19 protein-coding genes are annotated in these 22147 nt (G+C 71.9%); 9 read left to right on the top strand and 10 right to left on the bottom strand.

Features of this window, described 5'->3' with window-relative positions; all coding sequences use genetic code 11:
• Positions 1-17 precede the first annotated feature (17 nt).
• From AMK31_RS22935 to AMK31_RS22925, 3 genes are read right to left on the bottom strand one after another with little or no spacing between them, the layout of a single operon-like run.
• Positions 18-1175, bottom strand: a complete 1158-nt coding sequence (locus AMK31_RS22935; protein WP_073942501.1) for an epoxide hydrolase family protein — start codon at positions 1173-1175, stop codon at positions 18-20.
• 11 nt (positions 1176-1186) lie between these two features.
• Positions 1187-2578: an FAD-dependent oxidoreductase gene (locus AMK31_RS22930; protein WP_073942500.1), complete on the bottom strand. Its 1392-nt coding sequence runs from the start codon at positions 2576-2578 to the stop codon at positions 1187-1189.
• A 40-nt stretch (positions 2579-2618) separates the two neighbouring features.
• A complete protein-coding gene (locus AMK31_RS22925; RefSeq protein WP_073942499.1) occupies positions 2619-3035 on the bottom strand; it encodes an SgcJ/EcaC family oxidoreductase in 417 nt (138 codons plus the stop codon).
• 206 nt (positions 3036-3241) lie between these two features.
• Here AMK31_RS22925 and AMK31_RS22920 point away from each other — a divergent pair, with 206 nt between their 5' ends.
• From AMK31_RS22920 to AMK31_RS22890, 7 genes are all read left to right on the top strand, one after another.
• Positions 3242-4417, top strand: coding sequence for an acyl-CoA dehydrogenase family protein (locus AMK31_RS22920; protein WP_073942498.1), 1176 nt, complete (start codon positions 3242-3244; stop codon positions 4415-4417).
• 37 nt (positions 4418-4454) lie between these two features.
• Positions 4455-5693, top strand: a complete 1239-nt coding sequence (locus AMK31_RS22915) for a cytochrome P450 family protein (protein ID WP_073942497.1) — start codon at positions 4455-4457, stop codon at positions 5691-5693.
• Positions 5690-6706: an alcohol dehydrogenase catalytic domain-containing protein gene (locus AMK31_RS22910; RefSeq protein ID WP_073942496.1), complete on the top strand. Its 1017-nt coding sequence runs from the start codon at positions 5690-5692 to the stop codon at positions 6704-6706. Before AMK31_RS22915 ends, AMK31_RS22910 begins: the two co-directional genes overlap by 4 nt.
• A 167-nt stretch (positions 6707-6873) precedes the next feature.
• Positions 6874-7242 carry a YciI family protein gene (locus AMK31_RS22905; protein WP_073942495.1) on the top strand — a complete coding sequence of 123 codons (369 nt, stop codon included), beginning with the start codon at positions 6874-6876 and terminating at the stop codon, positions 7240-7242.
• 94 nt (positions 7243-7336) lie between these two features.
• Positions 7337-8125: an SDR family oxidoreductase gene (locus AMK31_RS22900; protein WP_073942494.1), complete on the top strand. Its 789-nt coding sequence runs from the start codon at positions 7337-7339 to the stop codon at positions 8123-8125.
• A gap of 187 nt (positions 8126-8312) precedes the next feature.
• Entirely contained in the window at positions 8313-9566 is a 1254-nt protein-coding gene (locus AMK31_RS22895) for an RNA polymerase sigma factor (RefSeq protein ID WP_073942493.1), read from the top strand.
• A gap of 117 nt (positions 9567-9683) precedes the next feature.
• Complete coding sequence (locus AMK31_RS22890; RefSeq protein ID WP_073942492.1) at positions 9684-11228, top strand: MFS transporter; 1545 nt, start codon at positions 9684-9686, stop codon at positions 11226-11228.
• Between the two features lie 85 nt (positions 11229-11313).
• Here AMK31_RS22890 and AMK31_RS22885 read toward each other — a convergent pair whose 3' ends face one another.
• From AMK31_RS22885 to AMK31_RS22860, 6 genes are all read right to left on the bottom strand, one after another.
• Entirely contained in the window at positions 11314-11511 is a 198-nt protein-coding gene (locus tag AMK31_RS22885) for a ferredoxin (RefSeq protein ID WP_079186901.1), read from the bottom strand.
• Positions 11512-11522: 11 nt separating this feature from the next.
• Positions 11523-12740, bottom strand: a complete 1218-nt coding sequence (locus AMK31_RS22880) for a cytochrome P450 (protein ID WP_073942490.1) — start codon at positions 12738-12740, stop codon at positions 11523-11525.
• A gap of 37 nt (positions 12741-12777) precedes the next feature.
• Positions 12778-13968: an acyltransferase family protein gene (locus AMK31_RS22875; protein WP_073942489.1), complete on the bottom strand. Its 1191-nt coding sequence runs from the start codon at positions 13966-13968 to the stop codon at positions 12778-12780.
• Positions 13969-14061: 93 nt separating this feature from the next.
• Complete coding sequence (locus AMK31_RS22870; protein ID WP_198948550.1) at positions 14062-14421, bottom strand: YciI family protein; 360 nt, start codon at positions 14419-14421, stop codon at positions 14062-14064.
• 116 nt (positions 14422-14537) lie between these two features.
• On the bottom strand, positions 14538-15923 hold the full coding sequence (locus AMK31_RS22865) for an FAD-binding oxidoreductase (protein ID WP_073942487.1): 1386 nt from the start codon (positions 15921-15923) through the stop codon (positions 14538-14540).
• 245 nt (positions 15924-16168) lie between these two features.
• On the bottom strand, positions 16169-17407 hold the full coding sequence (locus tag AMK31_RS22860; protein ID WP_073942486.1) for an acyl-CoA dehydrogenase family protein: 1239 nt from the start codon (positions 17405-17407) through the stop codon (positions 16169-16171).
• A 192-nt stretch (positions 17408-17599) separates the two neighbouring features.
• Here AMK31_RS22860 and AMK31_RS22855 point away from each other — a divergent pair, with 192 nt between their 5' ends.
• The gene (locus tag AMK31_RS22855) at positions 17600-18976 is read left to right on the top strand and encodes a condensation domain-containing protein (protein ID WP_079186899.1); all 1377 of its coding nucleotides are present in this window, start codon (positions 17600-17602) and stop codon (positions 18974-18976) included.
• Positions 18977-19033: 57 nt separating this feature from the next.
• Here the strand turns inward: AMK31_RS22855 and AMK31_RS22850 are convergent, their stop codons facing one another.
• Positions 19034-20371 carry an extracellular solute-binding protein gene (locus AMK31_RS22850; protein WP_073942484.1) on the bottom strand — a complete coding sequence of 446 codons (1338 nt, stop codon included), beginning with the start codon at positions 20369-20371 and terminating at the stop codon, positions 19034-19036.
• A 197-nt stretch (positions 20372-20568) separates the two neighbouring features.
• Here AMK31_RS22850 and AMK31_RS22845 point away from each other — a divergent pair, with 197 nt between their 5' ends.
• Positions 20569-22143, top strand: coding sequence for a 4-hydroxyphenylacetate 3-hydroxylase family protein (locus AMK31_RS22845; protein WP_073942483.1), 1575 nt, complete (start codon positions 20569-20571; stop codon positions 22141-22143).
• Positions 22144-22147 lie beyond the last annotated feature (4 nt).

Below are 22147 nucleotides of genomic sequence, written 5' to 3'. Positions count from 1 at the left end.
GATGGACGGCCGCGGGCTCAGCGCAGGCTGCGCGCGAACGCCCGCACATCGCCGACGAACAGGTCCGGCTGCTCCAGGGCGGCGAAGTGCCCGCCCCGGTCGTAGGAGGACCAGTGGGTGAGCGTGGGGAGGATCCGCTCCGCCCAGCGGCGGATCGGCCGCACCGCGTCGTGGGGGAACACGGCCACCCCGGCGGGCATGGCCAGCGGCCACGGGCCCGCCCAGGTGCGGAGGAAGTCGGCGTCCAGCCGGTTGGACTCGTAGTAGAGCTGGGCGCTCGGGCCGGCGGAGGCGGTGAACCAGTAGATCGAGACGTTGGTCAGCAGCCAGTCGCGGCTCACCGGGATCTCCGCCGCCGACTCGGCCGCCGTCCACTCCTTGAACTTCTCGACGATCCAGGCCAGCTGGCCGACCGGGGAGTCGGTGAGTCCGTAGGCGAGGGTCTGCGGACGGGTGGACTGGATCTTCCGCCACCCGGCGCCGTCCTGCTCGAAGTGGGCCGCGAACTCCAGCCGGGCCCGGTCCTCGGGGTCCAGCCGCGCGAACTCGGCCGGGTCCTGCGGCGGCATGGTGGCGAGCATGTTGAGGTGGACGCCCGCGACGTGCTCGGGGTCGGCCAGTGCGGTGCGCAGCGAGACGGGCATGCCCCAGTCGCCGCCCTGGACGAGGTAGCGCCGGTAGCCGAGCCGTTCCATCAGGGCGGCCCAGGCGCGGCCGACCCTCTCGGTGTCCCACCCGGCCTCCCGGGGGCGGCCGGAGAAGCCGTAGCCGGGCAGTGAGGGGATGACCAGGTGGAACGCGTCGGCGGGGTCGCCGCCGTGGCTGCGCGGATCGGTCAGCGGCCCGATCACGTCGAGGAACTCGGCGACCGAGCCGGGCCAGCCGTGTGTGACGATCAGCGGCATGGCGTCCGGCTCGGGCGAGCGGATGTGCAGGAAGTGGATGTCGACGCCGTCGATCTCGGTGAGGAACTGCGGGAACGCGTTGAGGTGTTCCTCGACCCGGCGCCACTTGAAGCCGGTGCGCCAGTACTCGGCGAGTTCCTTCAGGTAGCCGACGGGGACGCCTCGCTGCCAGCCCGCGCCGGGCAGTTCGTCGGGCCAGCGCGTGGCGGCGAGCCTGCGCTCCAGGTCGTCCACGGCATCCTGCGGGACAGCGATATGGAAGGGACGCATGGCAACGCCTCTCAGCTGGGCCGTCGTACGACCTGGGTCGGTTCGGAGGTGGCGGGGGTGGCCGCGCCCGCCGGGCGGCGGAACGAGTGGCGCAGGACGCGGAACAGGGTCCTGGGCCGCATCAGCGCGGCCGGGGGGTCGATCAGACCGGCGGCGCGGATGAACGCGTTGGTGAGTTCGGCGTCGTGGGTGGCGGCGCGGTGCAGCCGGTCGACATAGGCGTTGGCCATCCGGATGCGGGGCGTCCGGTGTCCCTCGACACCGCGGTAGCCGAGATCGGCGCCGGCGGCGAACTCCCACGGCGCGTCGACGGCGGTCGCGACCTCCTGGAAGAAGCGCCGGAAGTCGGGTGTGCCGGACCTCAGCTGCCGCCGCAGGGCGAGCGTCTCGAGTGCCGCGACGGACATGCCCTGCCCGTAGACGGGGTTGAAGCTGCACACGGCGTCGCCCATGACCAGGAAGTTCTCCGGGAAGCGGGTCAGCCGCTCGTAGTGGCGGCGCACGCTGGCGGGGAACTTGAAGGTTCCCGAGTCGAGGGTCGGGGTGGCCCGGCGGACGGCCTCGTAGATGTCCGGCACCGGCAGTGACCGGGTGTAGGCGAGGAACCCGTCCAGGTCGGCCGGCGGATGGTCGCCGAGGATGCCGGTCAGCGACAGCTGCACCTGGCCGTCGTCGCCGGGCACCCGGTAGAAGAACGCGCCCCGCGGATGCGAGGGGGTCGCCACCGGGATGATCGCCAGCTCCTCGCCGAACGGGTCGGTGTCCAGGGCGAAGTGGCGGGTGGTGTAGGCCAGGTCGATCTTGATCCTGGTCTCCTCGGGGCGCGCGTAGCCGAGCTCCTCCAGCCAGACCGGGGTGCGCGAGCCCCGTCCGGTGATGTCGACGACCAGGTCGGCCGCCAGCACCTCGGGGGATCCGCCGTCCTGGCGCTGGACGCGGGCGCCGGTGACCCGGCGCCGGTCCGCGGAGGTCTCCAGGCCGAGGATGTCGTGTCCCTCCAGGAAGGTGACCTGGGGCATGTCCTGGACCCGGCGGCGGACGTGGTACTCCAGCACCGGCCGCGTCGCGGGCACCGACAGCAGTCCCGAGTGACCGGTCGCGAGCCGGTGGCCGTTGAAGTACCAGCGGATGGCGCTGCCGAAGTCACCCGGCCGGACACCCGCCGCGCTCAGTTCCTCGGTCAGACCGGGGAACAGTTCCTCGAAGATCTGCTGGCCGCGGGCCACCAGGCCGTGCGCGTGGCGTCCGTGCGGGGCGCCGCGCCGTGCCTCGGTGACACCGTCCAGCCGGTCCCGGTCGACGACCAGGACCTCCGTGTACGACTCGGTCAGTACGGTGGCGGCCAGCAATCCGGCCATGCTGCCGCCGAGCACGACCGCGCGATCCCCTACATGGCGGCCCATCGCCGGTACCTCCTTCCGCGGGTTTGCCCGCCGGACCCGGTCACGCGGCGGCTATGGGGGTGTTCTGGTAGGAGGCGATGCGCCAGTCGGCGCCCTCCTTCACCAGGACCCAGGTCGCGCGGATCGCACGGGCGGGCGCCGGCTCGGTGTCCCCGGGGGCCAGCACCCCGCCCCGGGTGACGAGCGCGGCGACGCCGGGCCCGAGCAGCCGGACCGACACCGGTTCGCCGGTCACCCGGGTCCCCTTGAACGCGCCGGAGTAGGCCTCGCGCATGAAGGCCCGGATCTCCTCACGGCTGGTCAGGAAGACGTCGCCGGGCAGGATCAGGGTCGCGTTCTCGGTGAAGACCTCGGCGAACCGGTCGGCGTCGTGCTCCGCCCAGGCCTCGACGATGTGTTGCGGGACGGCGCGCAGCGCGGCGGTGTCGCCGGTGTCCAACGACGGGGTGGCGGCCATGGGTCTCTCCTTCGGCAGCGGTCGACTTCCGGACGACGGTCAGGCTCACACGCCGCCACGGCGGGCTGCATCTTCCCGATTGCGCCCGGTCACGGACGGCCCGGCCGCGCGGGGCGCCGCAACCAGGGAGATGCGGGTGCCCCGCCCGGATGCCAGCCTCGACGGGGCCGATCACCCGGCCATGTCGTCCCGGAGGAGACCCGCTGATGCCGAACGAGATCCCGTCCCGGCAGGAACTGATCGACCGCGCCGCGGAGTTGGTGCCGCTGCTGCAGAAGAACGCGCTGTGGGGGGAGGAGAACCGGCGCCTCCACGAGGAGAACCTCGACGCGCTGACCGAGTCCGGGCTGCTGAACCTGCGGGTTCCCACCCGGTACGGCGGCTACGAGTCCGACATGCGCACGGTGGTCGACGTGATCGCCGAGCTGGGCCGCGGCGACGGATCCACCGCCTGGGTCATGTCGGTCTTCGCGATCAGCACCTGGATGGCCGGGCTGTTCCCCGACGAGGTCCAGGACGAGATCTTCGCCAAGCCCGGCGTGCGGGTGTCCGGCATCCTGAGCCCGACCGCGACCGCCGTGCCGGCCGAGGGCGGCGTCCTGCTGAACGGCAAGTGGTCGTTCAACTCGGGTGTGCTGCACAGCTCGTGGAACACGAACGCGGCGGTACTGCTCACCCCGGAGGGGCCGCAGCCGGTCATGGTGGCGATCCCGGTCGCGGACCTGGAGATCGTCGACGACTGGCACACGGCGGGCCTGCGCGCCTCCGGCAGCGTCACCACGGTGGCCCGGGACCTGTTCGTCCCCGAGGCGCGCGTCCTGCCCATGGGCCCGGTCCTCCAGGGGCAGCACCGCTCCCAGGCCAACGCGGACTCGCCGGTGTTCCGGGCGCCGTTCATGGCCACCGCCTGCGCCACCATCTCCGCGCCCGCCGTGGGGCTGGCCCGCGCCGCCAAGGAGAGCTTCTTCGAGCGGCTGCCGGGCCGGAAGATCACCTACACCACGTACGAGAACCAGGCCGAGGCGCCCGTGACGCACCTCCAGGTCGCCGAGGCCGTCACCAGGATCGACGAGGCGGAGTTCCACGCCCGGCGCGCCGCCGGCCTGGTGGACGCCAACGCCGCCGCCGGCAAGCCGTGGACGCTGGAGGAGCGCGCCCGCGTACGGCTCGACCTGGGGTCGGTCTGCCGGCGCGCCAAGGAGGCCGTGGACATCCTCAACGACGCCAGCGGCGGCTCGTCGGTCTTCACCACGGTGCCGATCCAGCGCATCGAGCGCGACGTCCAGACGCTCAACCTGCACGCGATCCTGCATCCGAACACCAACTTCGAGCTGTACGGGCGGGTCGCCTGCGGGCTCGAGCCGAACACCCTCTACGTGTAGCCGACGCGGGCTCGCGCCCTCATCCTGGGAGGCCGTTGTGACCCAACATCCCCCGCTCGTCATCGACCGTACCGGCTCCGACATCCACGCCGAGCTGGCCACACTGCGCCGCCGGGGCCCGGTGGCCCGGATCGAACTGCCCGGGTCGGTACCGGCCTGGTCGGTGACCGGCTACGAGGCCGCCCTGCGGGTCCTCGGCGACCCGCGGTTCTCCAAGGACCCCCGCAAGCACTGGCCCGCGTTCCGCCGGGGCGAGATCGGCGAGGACTTCCCGCTGATCGGGTGGGTGCTGATGGACAACCTGACGACGGCGCACGGCAACGACCACAGCCGGCTGCGGCGGCTGACGGCCAAGGCGTTCACCCCGCGCCGGGTCGAGGCGATGCGCCCGATGATCGAGCGGGCGACGGCGGAGCTGCTGGACGAGCTGGCCGGCGTGGCACCCGGCGAGCCCGTGGACCTGAAGCGGCGTTTCGCCCATCCGCTGCCCGCCCGGGTCATCTCCGACCTCTTCGGCGTCCCCGAGGAGGAACGCGCCGAACTGCTGCGCGGCGGTGAGGTGAACGTCGACACCACGACCAGCCCCGAGGAGGCGGCGGCGAACGTCGAGCGCTGGCACCGGCAGATGCACGACTTCGTGGAACGCAAGCGCCGCAGCCCCGGCGACGACCTCACCAGCGACCTGATCGCCGCCCAGGAGGCGAACGGGAGCCGGCTGAGCCCGTCCGAACTCGTGGGCACCCTGCACCTGATGCTCGCGACGGGCACCGAGCCGGTGATGAACCTCATCGGCAACGCCGTCCACGCGCTGCTCACCCACCCGGACCAGTACGAGCTGGTGCGCAAGGGCGAGGCGTCCTGGGACGACGTGATCGAGGAGACGCTGCGCGCCGAGGCCCCGGTGGCCCATCTGCCGTTCCGGTTCGCCACGGAGGACGTGGAGCTCGGCGGTGTGACGATACGGCAGGGCGAGCCCGTGCTCGTCGCGTTCGCCGCGATCGGCCGGGACCCTTCGGTCCACGGAGCCGGCGCCGACCGGTTCGAGCTGTCCCGGGAGGACAAGACCCACCTCGCCTTCGGGCACGGCATCTACCGCTGCATCGGCATGCCGCTGGCGCGCGCCGAACTCCAGATCGCGCTGCCCGCGCTGTTCCGGCGCTTCCCGGACCTGGAACTGGCCGTCCGGCCCGAGCAGATCAAGCCGCAGAGCACGTTCATCATGAACGGGCTGGAGTCGCTGCCGGTGCGCCTCGGACCGGAGGGGGACCGCGGATGAAGGCCGCCGTCATCCCGGCGCCGAAGGCCGCCTGGGAGATCCGCGAGGTCCCGACGCCCGAGCCGGGTCCTGGCGAGGTCCTGGTCAGGGTGCGCGCCTGCGGCATCTGCCACAACGACGTCTGGACCGCGCAGGGCGTCTTCCCGTTCCCGCCCTTCAGTCCGGCGGTCACCGGTCACGAGGCCGCGGGCGAGATCGTGGCACTGGGCCCCGGAGTGACCGGCCGGCGGGTCGGCGACCGGGTGGGGACGACCTGGGTGCAGGAGACCTGCGGACGCTGTGACTACTGCCGCCGCAACCTGCCCCTCACCGGGCAGTCGGGGATGAACTGCGCCGCGTCGGTGATGACCGGGCTCAACACCCAGGGCGGGCACGCCGAGTACCTGTGCGTCAAGGCGGCGAGCACGGTGCTGCTCCCGGACGGCCTCGACTACACGGCGGCCGCGCCGGTCCTGTGCGCGGGCTACACCTCGTGGAGCGCCCTGCGCGCGGCCCGGCCCCAGCCCCACGAGCGGGTCGCCGTGCTGGGCATCGGCGGGCTGGGGCACCTGGCCGTGCAGTTCTCGCACGCCTGCGGCTTCGACACGGTGGCCGTCACCGGCTCGCCCGACAAGCACGACCTGGCCGTGCAGCTGGGGGCCGGCACCGTGGTGCCCGACGGCGCCGGGCTGCGGGACGCGGGCGGCGCGGACGTCATCCTCGTCACCGGCATCTCCTACCGGTCCGCCACCGACGCCCTGCAGGGGCTGCGGCCGGGCGGGCGGATCGTGCTGGCCACGATCGACCCGAACGACTCGTTCACCATCGCCCCCGGCAGCCCGTTCTGGTCGCTGCGCCAGCAGGTCATCGGCGCCACGCACAACGGCCTGCGGTATCTGACGGAGGCCCTCGACATGGTCGCGCGCGGATCGGTGACACCGCTCGTCGAGGTGTTCCCGAAGGAGGACGTCGCGAAGGCCGTCGACCGGGCGGCGGCCGGCGAGGTCCGGTTCCGTGCGGTCGTCACGTACTGATCCGGCGGCCGGTTCACGCCATCGTGCGGCGGGCCGGGCGCGTCCGTTTGGACGCGTGATCCACCGCGCGAAAAAATTTCTCGCGCCGATGTAGAGAACCGCGCCTCGGCACCGACGAAGAGGTGAAGAGGCGCGCTGGACGCCTCTCGTGAGCAAGGAGCAGCACCGTGAAGTACCTGATCATGATGTACCCGAACGCCGAGGTCATGGACGCCCTGTCGGAGGAGGAGCGCAACGCCGTGTTCCAGGGCCACGGCGAGTTCATGGCGAAGATCAAGGAGACCGGCGAGTTCGTGGGCACCGTGGCCCTGGGCGGGGCGGACGACAGCTCCGTGGTGCGCGTGCGCGGCGGTGTGCCGGCGGTGACCGACGGTCCGTACGCCGAGTCCAAGGAGCTCATGGGCGGTTACTACGTCATCGAGGTCAAGGACCGGGACCGTGCGCACGAGGTCGCCGCGATGATCCCGGACGCCGCGGTCGAGGGCCTGGGTATCGAGGTCCGGCCGATCATCTTCAGCGAGGACGCGTCGGCGTGACTCCCCCGCCCGGGGGCCGTCGCGCCCCCGGGCCCCGCTTGCCTCCCCCGGAGTCCGCCCGCTCTGTGCCGAGCTTTCGAGAGGACGTACGCAGATGAAGGTTCCCGAGTTGCTTCGCGGCAAGGTCGTCGTCGTGTCGGGTGTGGGCTCCGGGCTCGGCCGGACACTCGCCGTGCGGTGCGCCGAGGCCGGGGCCGACGTGGTGCTAGCGGCACGTACCGCGTTCTACCTCGACGAGGTCGCCAAGGCCGTGGCGGACGCCGGGGGCCGCGCGCTGGCGGTGCCGACGGACATCACCGACCAGGCCGCCGCCGAGGCGCTCGTCGCCGCCACGCTCGAGTCGTTCGGCCGGGTCGACGCCCTGATCAACAACGCGCTCGTGGAACCGCCCCACACCGAGCTCGCCGACACCTCGCTGGACGACATCCGCCTCGGCATGGAGGTGGACGTCTACGCCGCACTGCGGCTGTCCCGCCTGTTCACGCCGGCGCTGCGCGACAGCCGCGGCTCGATCGTCATGGTCAACTCCTCGGTGCTGCGGCACTCCAAGCGTGCCTGCGGCGCGTACAAGATCGCCAAGTCGGCGCTCCTGGCGCTCGCCCAGAGCCTGGCCACCGAGCTCGGCCCGGAGGGCATCCGGGTCAACACGGTGGCGCCGGGCCCGATGTGGACCGACAAGGTGAAGGGCTTCATCGGGGAACTCGCCGCCGCGCGCGGCATGTCGCTCCAGGAGGGCTACGACGAGGTGGCCGCCGACATGGATTTGCGCCGTCTGCAGAGCCCCGAGGAGACCGCCGACGCGGTGATCTTCCTGGCCTCGGACATGGCGCGCGCCGTCACCGGTCACTGCCTCGATGTCAACTGCGGCGAGTACCACCACTGACTCGGCCATCCTCCGAGCTCTCGCGGGTTCACAGGCACATCGCCCGGTCGCCCTGGGGTACGGTGTCGGCACCGGCTGCCGGGCGATCGGCAGTGCCGCGAGCCGCTCGACAGGGGATGGTCCGAGTTCGTATGACTGCCGTAACCCTTCTCCGCTCCGCGCTCCCGGCTCCCCGCCGGGCATCCCGGTGAACCGCGACACCGAGGTCGGCACGCCGCTGCGGGAGCTGATCCCCCAGGTGGTGGGCACGCTGGTCCGCCGCTACGGCCGGTTCGAGGAGTGCGAGGACGCCGCGCAGGACGCGTTGCTCGACGCGATCGTGCAGTGGCGCAAGGACGGCGTCCCCGACAACCCGCTGGGCTGGCTCACCAGGGTCGCCCACCGCAGGCTCGCCGACCGCGCCCGCAGCGACATCGCCCGCCGGCGCCGGGAGGCGACCGTGGCGGCCATGGTCCGCGCGGACGAGCCGGTGGAGTCCGGGCCCGCCGAACTCCACCCGTCGGACCAGGACGACTCGCTCATCCTGCTCTTCCTGTGCTGTCACCCCAGCCTGTCCCCGTCGTCCCAGCTGGCGCTGACGCTGCGGGCGTGCGGCGGTCTGACCACCAGCCAGATAGCCCGCGCCTTCCTGGTGCCGGAGGCGACGATGGCGCAGCGCATCAGCCGCGCGAAGCAGCGCATCAGGGCGGCGGGCGCGGAGTTCGAGCTGCCGCCGCCCGAGGACCGGCCGCAGCGGCTCGGCGTGGTCCTGCACGTGCTCTACCTGATCTTCAACGAGGGGTACACCAGCACCTCCGGAGCCGATCTGCACCAGGTCGAGCTGACGCGCGAGGCGATCCGGCTGACGCGCGCGCTGCGCCGCACGCTGCCGGACAGCCCGGAGGTGACGGGTCTGCTGGCGCTGATGCTGCTGACGGACGCCCGGCGGCCCGCGCGTACCGACGACGACGGGAACCTCATCCCGCTCGCCGAGCAGGACCGCACCCGCTGGGACGCGGCCGCCCTGAAGGAGGGCATCGCGCTCACCGCCGAGGCGCTCGCCCGCGGGCCGATGGGGCCCTACCAGTTGCAGGCCGCCATCGCCGCGGTGCACGCCGAGGCGCCGAGCGCCGACGAGACGGACTGGCGCCAGATCGTCATCCTGTACCGCCTCCTCGAACAGGTGTCCCCGAATCCCATGGTCACCCTGAACCACGCCGTCGCGGCGGCCATGGCCCACGGCCCGCAGGCCGGTCTCGACCTGCTCCGCCCCCTCGCCGAGGACGACCGGATCGCCGACCACCACCGGCTGCACGCCGTGCGCGGCCATCTGCTGGAGATGGCCGGCGACCACGACGCGGCCCGCGAGAACTACCGGGAGGCGGCGCGGCGCACGGCCAGCCTCCCGGAGCGGCGCTTCCTGGAGTCCCGGGCGGACCGTCTGGGTAAGCCGAACGGGTGATTCAAGGCGCCGCACGGACCTCCCGGCAAAAAAGTTCCGCGATCGAGCGCAATATTCCGCTCCCCGCTCCGACGACGTCATGAACGACACTCTGACGAGCGAGAGGACGAACTCGACATGACCGTCACTGCGGCGGCGACCAGCCCCACACAAACCGGAGCACGGCCCTGGTGGGCGCTCGCGGTCCTCGCGCTTCCGACGCTGCTGGTCGCGCTCGACGCGAACGTCCTGCTCCTGGCGCTGCCCGAACTCACCGCCGACCTGGGCGCGAGCAACGTCCAGCAGCTGTGGATCACCGACGCGTACGGCTTCATGGTGGCCGGCCTGGTGATCACCATGGGCGTGCTCGGCGACCGGATCGGACGCCGTCGGCTCCTCATGATCGGTATGGCCGTGTTCGCGCTGGCGTCGCTCGCCTGCGCGTGGGCGACCAGCCCGATCATGCTGATCGTGGCGCGCGGCGTGCAGGGCATGGCGGGCGCCACGCTGATGCCCTCCACCCTCGCCCTGATCACCAACATCTTCCGCGACGACCGCCAGCGCGGCAAGGCCATCTCGATCTGGGCCACCTGCACCTTCACCGGAGCGGCCATCGGGCCCGTGCTGGGCGGCGTGGTGCTCGTCCCGTTCTGGTGGGGCGCGGTGTTCCTGCTGGCCGTGCCGGTCGCGGCGGTCGTGCTGATCGCCGGGCCCGTGCTGCTGCCGGAGTTCCGTCCCGAGCAGACGCGGCGCCTGGACATCACCAGCGTCGTGCTCTCCCTGCTGGGCATCCTCCCGCTGGTGTACGCGATCAAGGTGCTCTCGCTGGGCAGCGGCAGCACCGTCGCCGCGGGCGTGGCGCTCGTGGTGGGCGGTGTGTTCGGCACCCTGTTCGTGCGCCGTCAGCTGCGCGGCGACGACCCGCTGCTCGACCTGCGGCTCTTCGCGAACAGCTCGTTCACGCTGATCCTGACCGCGCTGGCGCTGGCCGGGATGGTGCTGGCGGGAACGGCGCTGGTCGTCACCCAGCAGCTGCAGACGGTGCTCGGCTACTCGGCGCTGGAATCGGCCCTGTGGTTCATGCCGATGGGCCTGTTCATGGCGGTGGGCACCATGTCCACGCCGGCCCTGACCCGGGCGATCACGCCGCGGACCGCGATCATCGGCGGCATGTTCCTGTCCGCGGTCGGCGCGGCGGTGCTGATCGTGGTGAACGACGACCACGGCGCCTGGCTGCCCGTGCTCGGCACCGCGATCATCGGCCTCGGAGCGGGTCCGCTGTTCGCGCTCGGCACCGGTCTGGTGGTCGGCTCGGTGCCCCCGGAGCGCGCGGGTTCCGCCGCGTCGATGGCGGAGACGGCGAACTACCTCGGCGGTGCGCTGGGGCTGGCCGTCCTCGGCACGATCGGCTCCGCGGTGTACAGCCACCAGGTCGACGACGCGATCCCCGCGGGGCTGGACGACGCCGCCGCGGACAGCGCGCGGGAGACGGTCGCCGGGGCCACCGCCGAGGCCTCGAACCTCGGCGCCGACGCGTCCGCGGCACTGCTGGACTCGGCGCACGCGGCGTTCGTGAGCGGGCTGAACGCCGTCGCCGCCGTCTCCACCGCCGTGTTCGTCCTGCTGGCGGTCCTGGCCGGGGTCTACTTCCAGCGGGCGAACCGCGCGGCCGCCGGCGAGTGACCTGACCCGATGAGCGACGCGGGGCCCGAGGGCCCCGCGTCGTCGCGTTCCCCGGTCGTCCGGTGCCCAGGGAACGTCTCGCCCCCTAGTCCTCGGTCAGGCGGAGCGTGCGCGTCGGGCAGTCGTCGACCGCCTCGCGTGCCCTCTCCAGCCGGTCGCCCGTCACCTGGTCGACCAGGACGACGACGGTGGCGTCCACCTTGCTCTGGTCGAACAGCTCGGGCGCCGCGAGATGGCAGCGGCCGGCGCCGATGCAGGTGTCCCGGTTGCTCCGGATCCGCATGCGCTCCCCCCTCACCAGGTGACCGGCAGGGCGTGCAGGCCGTAGTTGACGTGTTCCTCCTTGAACCGCAGCTTCTCGACGGGGTCGACCAGCCGCAGGTCGGGGACGCGCGCGAACAGGGTGGACAGGGCCACCTCCAGCTCCATCCGCATCAGGTGCTGGCCGAGGCACTGGTGCGCGCCGTACCCGAAGGCGAGGCTGCGCTGGTCCCCGCGGTCCAGGTCGAAGGTGTCGGGGTCCGGGAAGCGCTCCGGGTCCCGGTTGGCCCCCACGGTCAGGCCGATCACGCCCTCGCCGGCCGCGATCCGCACTCCGCCGATCTCGACGTCGGCCAGCGCCACCCGGGAGTTGGCGATCTCGGCGATGGTGAAGTAGCGCAGCAGCTCGTCGACGGCCGCCGGCCAGCGCGACGGGTCGTCGCTCAGCGCCTTGCGCAGGTCCGGGCGGTCGAGCAGCATCATGGCGCCCAGGCCGATCAGGTTGGCGGGTGTCTCGTGGCCGGCCATCAGCAGCATGAACGCCATGGCGACGAGGTCGCGGTGGTCGGGGACGCCCGGCTCGCCGCGCCGTACCACCAGCCGCCCGATCACGTCGTCGGTGGGCTCCCGCTCCTTGTCGGTCACCAGCTTGTCCATGTAGCCCATCAGCTCCGCCATGCCCTCGACGCCGGCCTCGGGCGTGGTGGCGTTCATGACGGTGTGCGAGATCCGCAGGAAGAAGTCGCGGTCGGCGAACGGCACGCCGATCAGCTCGCAGATCAGCAGCAGGGGCACCGGGTTGGCGAACGCCTCGATGAGGTCGGCGGGCCGGGGCCCCTCCAGGAGCCGGTCGATGTACTCGTCCACGATCTCCTGGACCCGGGGCCGCAGCCGTCTGGCGCTGCGCGGGGTGAAGTCGTTTGCCACCGCGCGCCGGGCCAGCGTGTGCTCCGGGGGGTCCATGCCCACCAGCGAGGTGGAGAACTCGGGCGCGGGGACCTGGTGGTCCATCATCACCGGGTAGCCCGGGTGACGCAGGTCGGAGCTGAACCGGTTGTCGCCCAGCATCGCCTTGACGTCCTCGTAGCGGGTCGCGGCCCAGGCGAGCCGGCCGCTGGGCAGCCTTACCTTGCCCATGGCCGGGCGTTCACGGAGCTGACGGTATCCGTCCGGCAGCGTGTACGGGCACGTCCGGCGCATCGGGTAGGACGGGTGGTCGGTGGACTCGGGTATGTCGGCCGCGTCGGCCATGACGGTCTCCGATCGGGGGGTGGGGGATGCTCGGGGGTCAGGGCTGGGGCTGGGGTGCCGGTTCCGGCCGGCGGGGGGCGCGTTGCGACGCCGGGCGGCTCCACCGCCGCATGGCGGGCCGCTCCACGGTGTTGCTCACCACCCAGGCGAGGGCGACGCACAGGGCGTAGAGGCCGATGATGAACGCGATGGCGGTCGCCGTGCCGAACGGTGTCCGGGTGTACGCGTGTGCGTATCCCACCAGGTCGCCCGCGAACGCCGCGTGCACGGCGAACATCACGGTGAGGTGGATGATGTAGAAGGAGAAGGACAGTTCCCCGAGCCACACCATGAACCGCCCGCTGAGCAGCGTGCCCTTGCCGGACAGGTCGCGGGTGGCCAGCGCGCCGATCAGCATCGCCGTCGGCAGCGGGTAGAGCGCGGCGATCCCGAAGGGGATGGGCAGGTGGAACAGCAGGAGGAAGACGCCGAGGTTGACGAGGACGGCCGGCATGATCCGGATCTTCGGCCACTGTCCGGTGGCGACGATCCGGGCGAGGAACATGCCGATGATGAAGTCGATCGACCGGACGGGCGGGAAGAAGTACAGCGCCCACAGCTGCGGCCAGGAGCCCGCGGGGTAGAACTCGCTCGGCGGGAACCCGGAGAGCAGCGGGTAGCTGACCGCCGGCAGCAGGATGGCGGTCAGGCCCAGGCCGCCGACGCCGTACCACAGCGCCCGGGTGCCGAGCCGGTTGACCAGCCGCAGCAGCAGCGGGAAGAAGGCGTAGCACAGCAGCTCGACCGCGAGCGTCCAGGTGGCGCCGTTGAACTGGTACATGATCAGGTCCTGTTCGGGCCACCAGTTCTGCACCAGGAAGAGGTTGGCCACCGCGGGACCCCATCGGATCGTCTCGCCCGCGGCGGCGAACTGGCTCAGCGCGATGACGGCGATCAGCAGATGGCAGGGGCCGATGCGCATCAGCCTGCGCCGCCAGAAGCCGACCGCCGTCTGTCCCGGTTTGGCCGACCAGGTGAGCACGAATCCGCTGAGGACGAAGAAGAACGACACCGCGAGGAATCCGATGCGTCCCTCACCGGTCAGGGTGTTGAGGACGGAGAAGGCGTCCTGGTCGGTGAAGGCCCCGAGGACGAGGGCGTGACTCAGGAAGACGAAGATCACGGCGATGGCCCGCAGGCCCTCCAGCGAGCGCAGTGTTCTCGGTGGGGCCGTTGACGGCGAACTCATGTGCAACCTCTTTCTCCAGGTCATGGACGGCTGGGCGACACGGTTCGAACCCCCGGTGGGCGCGCGCCGCCACGTCGGCGCGCGCCCGCCGGGTCACATCTCGATGCCGGACGGCAGCATGATCGGCCGCACCTCGATGCCCAGCCCGGCCATCCGGGCCTCGGGCAGGAGGGCGGCCAGTTCGTGGGCCCGTTCGGCGGTTTCGCAGTCGATCAGGTAGAAGCCGGAGAACTGGACCGGGTTGGCCAGAAGCGGACCGTGGGAGACCGACACGGCGCCGTCGGCCACCCGGACCACCGTGCTCTGCGACACGTGGGCGAGGGTGTGTCCGGCGACCAGCTCGCCCGCCTCCGCGACGCTCTTGTGGAAGGCGCGGTGTCCCTGCACGAACTCCTCGCGGGCGTCGTCCGCGAGGGCGTCCCACGCGGCGGGGTCCATGTGCAGTATCAGCATGTACTTCACACCTGCGCTCCTGACGTCCCGGACGCCCCCTACAGACGTCACTCGTCTGTAAGTCGGTGCCGATGGCCGGGATTCGACATCGCCGGGGCCCCGCGTTGATCCGTTTCTCAGTACCGGGCCGAGGCGCCCGGAGGGATGTCGTGGCGGAAGACGCCGGCCGGGTCGACGCGGCGGCGGACGCCGTCCGCGCGGGCGACCGCCTCGGGTGTCAGGTGCCGCTGGGGCTGGTCCAGCCGCTCGACCAGCGTGGGCGCGGTCCACCCGGTGTCCCAGGGGGCCAGCGCCGAGCGGACCTTGGCGCAGTGGGCCTCGATCGCGGCGCGTGCGGCCGGGTCGGTCACCAGCCCGCCGGCCGTGAAGGCGAACGCCGCGTCGAGGCGGCTCAGCGCACCGCCGTTCGGGGGGTGCGCCGCGAACGCGCCGCCGAGCTGCCGCAGTTCGGCGTTGACCAGGGGCGAGTCCGATCCCTCGCCGAGCAGCCGGAGGAAGGTGTCGACGCCGTCCGCGTCGAGCGAGGAGAGCAGCAGGTGGTCGCCGGCCACGGGCACGGGGTCGGGCGGGTCCATGTGGGCGTCGACCACGGCGGGCGGCGCGGCGACGCCCCAGGTGTCGAGCAGCGGCTCGGCGACGGCGCGCAGCGGTCCGAGCAGGTCCTCGGCGCGCTGCCGGGCGGTCGCCTCGTCGTGGCCGGTGAGGCCGAGCACGGTGCCGGTCAGGCACACCACCGGTCCCCCGGTCAGCTGGGGCGGGATGCCGGGCACGTCCGGCAGGTTCATCACCCGCAGCGCCGTGGTGACGGTCGAGGGGGCGTCGCGGGTCCAGTGGACCCAGCGGGTGAACAGTTCCGGGCCGTGCGCCGCGGGCCAGAACGCCGCACCGGTGATCACCCGCGCCACCGGGAACAGCTCGATCTCGACCGCGGTGACCACGCCGAAGCCGCCTCCGCCGCCGCGCAGCGCCCAGAACAGCTCCGGGTCCGAGGTGGCGTCGGCGCGCAGCATCGCGCCGTCCGCGGTGACGAGTTCGACCGCCCGGACGGTGTTGGCGCCGAGCCCGGTGTGCCGCCCGTAGACGCCGATGCCGCCGCGCAGCAGGTAGCCGACGACGCCGACGGTCGCCGACGTGCCGTGCGCGGCGGCCAGTCCGTGCCCGGCCGCCGCCTCGACGACGGCGCCCCAGCGCGTCCCGGCCGGGACGCGGGCCGTGCGGGCGGCGGCGTCGATCTCGACCGGTCCCGCCGGCTCGGTGCGGATCAGCAGCGAGTCGCGCATCGGGCGGGCGGAGGAGGAGGCGTGGCCGCTGGTGAGCGGTCGCACCCACAGTCGTTCGGACACCGCGTGGCGCACGGCGGCCCGCACCTCCTCGGCGGTGCGGACCGTGACGGCCGCGGCGGGGCGGACCGGGGCGGCCAGGTTGAACACGGCGGTCGCCGCAGCGAACGGCGCCTGTCCGGGGCGCGCGATCGTCAGGGCCGGCGGCTCGGTCCGGGTCATGCGACGGTTCCCTTCGTGGATGGCTGGGCCTGGGCGGGGGCTGCTCCGGGAGGCGGGCTCTAGGCTCTGTCGTTTGGATCAGCCCGGCTGTGAGGGACGGTGCGTCCCGGCCGAGTCGAGCGGGGTCCGGTGCGTGCAGCTGCAAGGCGGAGGAGGGAGTCGACGCGGCGCGTCGGCGACTGACGACAACGCGGCAGATGTGCGTGCCAGACCCTGCGACGCCGGGATGATCCAAACAACAGGGCCTAGGCGATGCCGAACCGGGCGCGGGCCAGGTCCCGGGTGGTCACCGACCTCAGGAGGACGCCGACCCCGGCGTGGCTGTGGAGCGTGGACAGGTCGCGCCAGACCCGCTCCACGCGCTCGCCCTCCCGGACCGCGCTGGAACCGGCCGTGGGGAACAGCTGGCCCTCCACGGCGCGCCAGCACATCCGGATCACCTCGCGGCACAGGGTGGCCAGACGCAGGTCGTGCTCCCGGCTGAAGGCACCCGGACCGGCGGCGCACAGGTCGTGCCACTGCTGCACCGCCTGCCGGACGGCGGCCTCCGCGGTGGTGACGAGCCCGGCCGCCTCGCCGTACCAGTACTGGTAGTCGGGGTTCTCGGCGCGGGTCGTGACCGGCGGGAACAGGGTGGTCCGCGAGCGCATCAGCTCCTCGTAGGCGTCGAGGGCGCCCTGCGCCATGCCGACCGCGAGCGAGGCGACCTCCAGCAGCATGAAGCTGAGGGGTCCGCCGCCGTACTCGGGGTTGCCGTGCAGACGGCTGCCCGGGGTGCCCCGGCTGGTGTCGACCTCGCTCATGTGGGTTCCGGGCAGCGTGTAGCGCGCCGGGATTCTCGCGTTCTCCAGGACGACGCTGTGCGAGCCGCTGCCCTTGAGGCCGAGCTGGCCGCCCCAGTCGTCGAGCCGGCGGAACGCGCTGCGCGGGGCGACGAACAGCATCGGCGCCGGCGGCTCACCGTCGTCGCCGGCGGTGAGGACGTGACCGAGGAAGTGGGTCGCGTACGGCGATCCCGAGCAGTACTTCCAGGTCCCGTCGATCTCCCAGTCGCCGTCCGGGGTCCGCCGTGCCGTGCCGCTCGGCACGATGGTCGCCGGGCAGATGAAGTCGCCCTGGCGGAACAGCTCGGCCTGGGCCCGCTCGTCGAACAGCGACGCGACCGGGAGGGCGTGGGTGGCGCCGAGGCAGAACATCCACCCGGTCGAGGGGCAGCCGCGGGCGAGTGCGGTCGCCACCCGCAGGAAGGTGTCGATGCCGAACTCGTAGCCGCCGTAGCGCCGGGGCACCAGAATGCGGTAGAAGCCGGCGTCGGTGAACGCCTCATGGGTGTCCTGGGCGTAGTAGGTGCGCTGCTCGGTCTCGGCCTGGCGGGCCACGAGCGTCGGCGCGATCGCCTCCGCCCTGGCGATGATCTCGGCGGGTGTCACATCGGGTTCGGGCGGGGAGGGCGGTTCGGAAGCGCGAATCGTGGCGGCCGTCATTCCAGCGCAGCTCCTTAGCCGTTCTGCCATGGATGGATGGGCTGGCAGCCACGGTCACACGCGGCGGTGCGACGGCACATCTCCCGGATTGCCAGCATGCCGGAAGAAACCCCGGTGAATTGCCGGCGGCTAGGGTTCCCCGGAAAGTTCGGCCGTTCCCGGCGGGAGGACGAAACCCCCATGAGCCCTGACATGAAGCCACAGGCCGGCGAATCCGTCGGCCGGATTCCGCTCTCCTTCAACCAGGAATTCCTTTACGGATTCGACCGGGGTGACGACGAGGGGCCGTTCGGTCCGCGGTTCCACATCGTCCATGGCTGGTGGTTGCGCGGAAAGGTGCACGTGGACACCTTGCAGCAGGCGCTGGACGATGTCGTGGCGCGTCACGAGGCGCTGCGCACGGTCGTCGTCCGCGACGCCGGCGAGTGGTACCAGCGGGTCCGCCCGCCGATGCCGGGGCGGCTGGAAGTGCGCGAGGCGGCGGCCGGTCTGGACGCGGACGCCCGCGAACGGGCCGCGCAGCAGCTGGTGACCGAGGTCGAGTCCGGCACCATCGACGCGCGTGAACTGCCGCTGTTCAAGGCGACGTTGCTGCGCTTCGACGAGGAGACCGCGGTGCTGGCGCTCATCGTGCACCACAGCGCGGCCGACGGCTGGTCGGTCCGGCGGCTCATCCGCGATCTGGCGCTGCGCTATGCCGCGCGGCGCGGCAGCGCCGTACCCGAGCCGCCGCCGGCGCTCCCCTACCGGGATTTCGTGGCCTGGCAGCGGGAGTTCTCCGAGAGCGAGGCGGCGCAGCGGTCGCGGGAGTTCTGGCGGGACAAGCTCGCGGGCGCCCGCGTGATGTCCGTTCCCACCGACCGGCCGAAGTCGTCCGGGCTGCCGGAGACCACGGCGGTGTACCGCTTCACCATCGACGCCCCCCTGGTGTCGCGGGCCCTGGAGCTGGCCAGGTCCCTGCGCAGTACGCCCTTCATGGTGCTGCTCGGCGCCTTCGCGCTCCTGGTGCGGCAAACCGGCGGCAGCACCGACGTGGTGGTGCCGACCTTCTCGCCGGGGCGCGAGCGGGAGGAGTTCCAGCACACGGTCGGCCCGTTCCTGAACCTGCTGCCGCTGCGCACCGAGCTGGCCGGCTGCCGGGACTTCCGTGAGGTCGTCGCCCGGGTGCGGGCCGGCTGCCTGGAGGCGTACTCGCACGACATCCCGTTCGTGCAGATCCTGGCGCAGGCGCCGGAGCTGATGGAGCCGGTCATGGAGGACGACCGCGCCGCGTGTGTCTTCCAGGTCTTCCCGTTCCCGTTCGTGCTGGACGGGGAGCGGATCGGTGACGTCGAGTACACCGAGATACGGCGCCGGCTGGACTCCCAGCCGGTGTGCTCTGACGTGCCGAACGGCGCGTTGTGGACGCTCAACCTCGATCCGGCCGGTGACGTCGTCGCGGGCATCCAGTACAACAGCAACCTGTACGACGAGAGTTCGGTGGCCGCGATGGTGGACCGGTTCCGGCAGATCCTGTCGGAGGTGGTCGGCGCGCCGGACGCGCCGCTGGACCTGCCGGGCGCGCCGTAGCTCCGAGGGGAGGACGGGTGCGGGGCGGCCGGACCGGCCGCCCCGCACCTTTTCCGGTCAGCCCACCCGGATCGGCCCTTTGGGGCGCAGCCCGCGGCAGCCCGCGTCGTAGTCCTCCAGGACCCGCTGCGCCTGGGCGTTGGCGCGGGCCAGCCGGTCGCGCACGTCCACGTCGGAGACCAGGACGTCGTGCATGGCCCGGGTCAGTACGTCCTGGATCCCGGCGAAGTCGCCGAGCACCGCGCCCTGCGCGGCCGGTGAGCCGTCGTTGGCGGCGAGCTGGTCCAGGGCGGTGCGGAAGTGCGGGTTCTCCTTGAACCAGCCCTCCTCGTCGAGCAGCCGGATCGCGCCGTCGGTGACCGCGATGAAGCCGGTGTCCCGGTGGCGGTCGGCGGCGGCCCTCGGCGCGTTGAGGAACTGCATGAAGGCGAGCGCCCCGTCGAGGGTGTCCGGGTCCAGGCCGTCCCGCAGCCAGAGGGCGTCCCCGCCGATCACGTTGCCGGCGTAGGGCACCTGCTCGTTGTAGGGCATCCGGCAGGCCCGGACGGTGAAACCGCCGTCGCGGCCCGCTCCGATCATGCGCTCGGCCTCGACCGAGGTGGTGAGCGTGAAGGCGACCCGCTGCTCGGCGAACGCGCTGAAGTTGGCGTCCCAGTCGCTCCGGTCGGAGGTCGGCCTGCCGCGGTAGAGGTACAGCCCGTCCCGGTGCAGCCGTCGCCACCAGTGGAAGTAGGCGAGCATCGCGTCCGAGTCGAGTGCCATGGTCTCGGCGCGGCCGGAGCGGCCGTTGTCGTGGTCGGCGAGCAGCGCGCCCTGCTGGGCCGCCGCCTGCTGGAACAGCCAGCCGTGGTTGGGCCAGTTGGCCCCGTACGTGGGACCGTCGGGCAGGGCGACGACGGCCCGGCAGGCGGCCTCCAGCTCCGCCCAGGTCTCGGGGACGTCGTCGATCCCGGCCCGGGCCAGCAGGTCGGTGTTGGCGTAGAGCAGGGTGGTCGAGGTGAGCGGGGGCATGGCCGCCACCTCGCCGTCGAAGGTGTAGTACCGGCGGGCCGCCGGGGTGACGTCGTCGAGGACGACCGGTTCGCCGAGGATCTCGGTGCGGCCCGCGATCGCCCGCTCGACCGGGGTGAACAGCGGTCCACCGTCCGGTCCGCGGGCGTCGAGGGCTTCCTGGGTCGAGGTGTAGAAGTACTGCGCGACGGTCGGAGCGGCACCTTCGCGGGCCGCGTCGTGCACGGCCTGGGGCAGCGACAACCAGTCCTTTCCGGTGACCCGGATCCGGTATTCGGGATGGGCCGAGACGAACTGTCCGGCCAACTCGCGGGTCCGGTCCAGGAAGTACGGCATGAACGGGTAGAGCGGCACCCAGATGTCAATGTCGATGCGGTTCCGCATTCCGGTGTTCTCCTTCGGAGGTCTTGCCGGACGGGCCCTGCCCATGATTTGCAGCGGCCTGCGCCGGAGCATCTTCGAGACTGCCGAGTAGGCCGGGTCACGGCGTTCGGCCGCGCATGCTGCAAGAAGCCCGGCGGGCGTTCGGGATGCCACGCTCTGAGGTGTTCCTTCGAGGCGGCGGCATGGGGAGGCGTCTGATGGCCGAGGGTCGCGACAGCAGTGGCGGGGACGGGCGGAAGACCCGCCCGTTGACCGGTCGGGAATATCTCGACAGCCTCCGCGACGACCGCGAGATCTACCTCTACGGAGAGCGCGTCAAGGACGTCACCGAACATCCCGCATTCCACAATCCGGCCCGAATGGTCGCCCGGCTCTACGACGCCCTGCACGATCCGCGGCAGCGCCCGGTGCTGACGTCGCCGACCGATTCCGGCAGCGACGGTTTCACCCACCGGTTCTTCACCACGCCCCGCAGCGGCGAGGACCTGGTCGGCGCCCAGCAGGCCATCGCCGCCTGGGCGCGCCTGAGTTACGGCTGGATGGGCCGCAGCCCCGACTACAAGGCGTCGTTCCTCGGCACGCTCGGCGCGAACGCGGACTTCTACGAGCCGTTCGCGGACAACGCGCGCCGCTGGTACGCGGAGTCGCAGGAGAAGGTCCTGTACTGGAACCACGCGATCGTGCACCCGCCGGTCGACCGCTCCCTGCCGCCGGACCAGGTGGCCGACGTCTTCGTGCACGCGGAGCGGGAGACGGACGCCGGCCTGGTGGTGTCCGGGGCGAAGGTGGTGGCGACCGGGTCGGCGCTGACGCACTACAACTTCATCGCCCACTACGGTCTGCCGATCAAGGACCGCAGGTTCGCGCTGGTCGCCACGGTGCCGATGAACGCCCCCGGCATGAAGCTGATCTGCCGCACGTCCTACACGGCGACGGCGGCGGCGACGGGCAGCCCCTTCGACTATCCGCTGTCCTCACGGCTGGACGAGAACGACACCATCCTGGTGCTCGACAAGGTACTCATCCCCTGGGAGAACGTCTTCGTCTACGGCCAGCCGGAGAAGATCCGCATGTTCACCGGCCAGTCGGGCTTCATCGAGCGTTTCACCTTCCACGGCTGCACCCGGCTCGCGGTGAAGCTGGAGTTCATCGCCGGCCTGCTGATGAAGGCCCTGGAGATCACGGGGACGAGTGACTTCCGGGGTGTGCAGAGCCGTATCGGCGAGGTGCTGGCCTGGCGGAATCTGTTCTGGGGGCTGTCGGACGCCGCCGCCCGCAACCCGGTCGACTGGCACAACGGCGCGGTGCTGCCCAACCCGCAGTACGGACTGGCGTACCGCTGGTTCATGCAGGTGGGTTATCCCCGGATCAGGGAGATCGTGCTGCAGGACGTGGCCAGCGGGCTGATCTATGTGAACTCCGGTGCCAGGGATTTCGCCCATCCGGAGATCCGGCCCTATCTGGACAAGTACGTCCGCGGTTCCGGCGGTGTCGACGCGGTCGAACGCGTCAAGCTGATGAAACTGCTGTGGGACGCCGTCGGCAGCGAGTTCGGCGGGCGCCATGAACTCTACGAGCGCAACTACGCGGGAAACCACGAGAACACCCGGATCGAGTTGCTGTTCTCGCAGCTGGCCCACGGACAGGTGGATTCCTACAAGGCGCTCGTCGACGAGTGCATGGCGGAGTACGACCTCGACGGATGGACCGTGCCGGACCTTTCCTCGTTCCCCGACCTGCGGCAGTCCGTCCAGGACCTTCTCGACAGCTGATTTC

The sequence above is a fragment of the Streptomyces sp. TSRI0107 genome (genome assembly GCF_001905845.1).
GTDB lineage: Bacteria > Actinomycetota > Actinomycetes > Streptomycetales > Streptomycetaceae > Streptomyces.
Note: the sequence above shows the minus strand (reverse complement) of the source record. Positions and strands in the feature narration are given on the sequence as shown.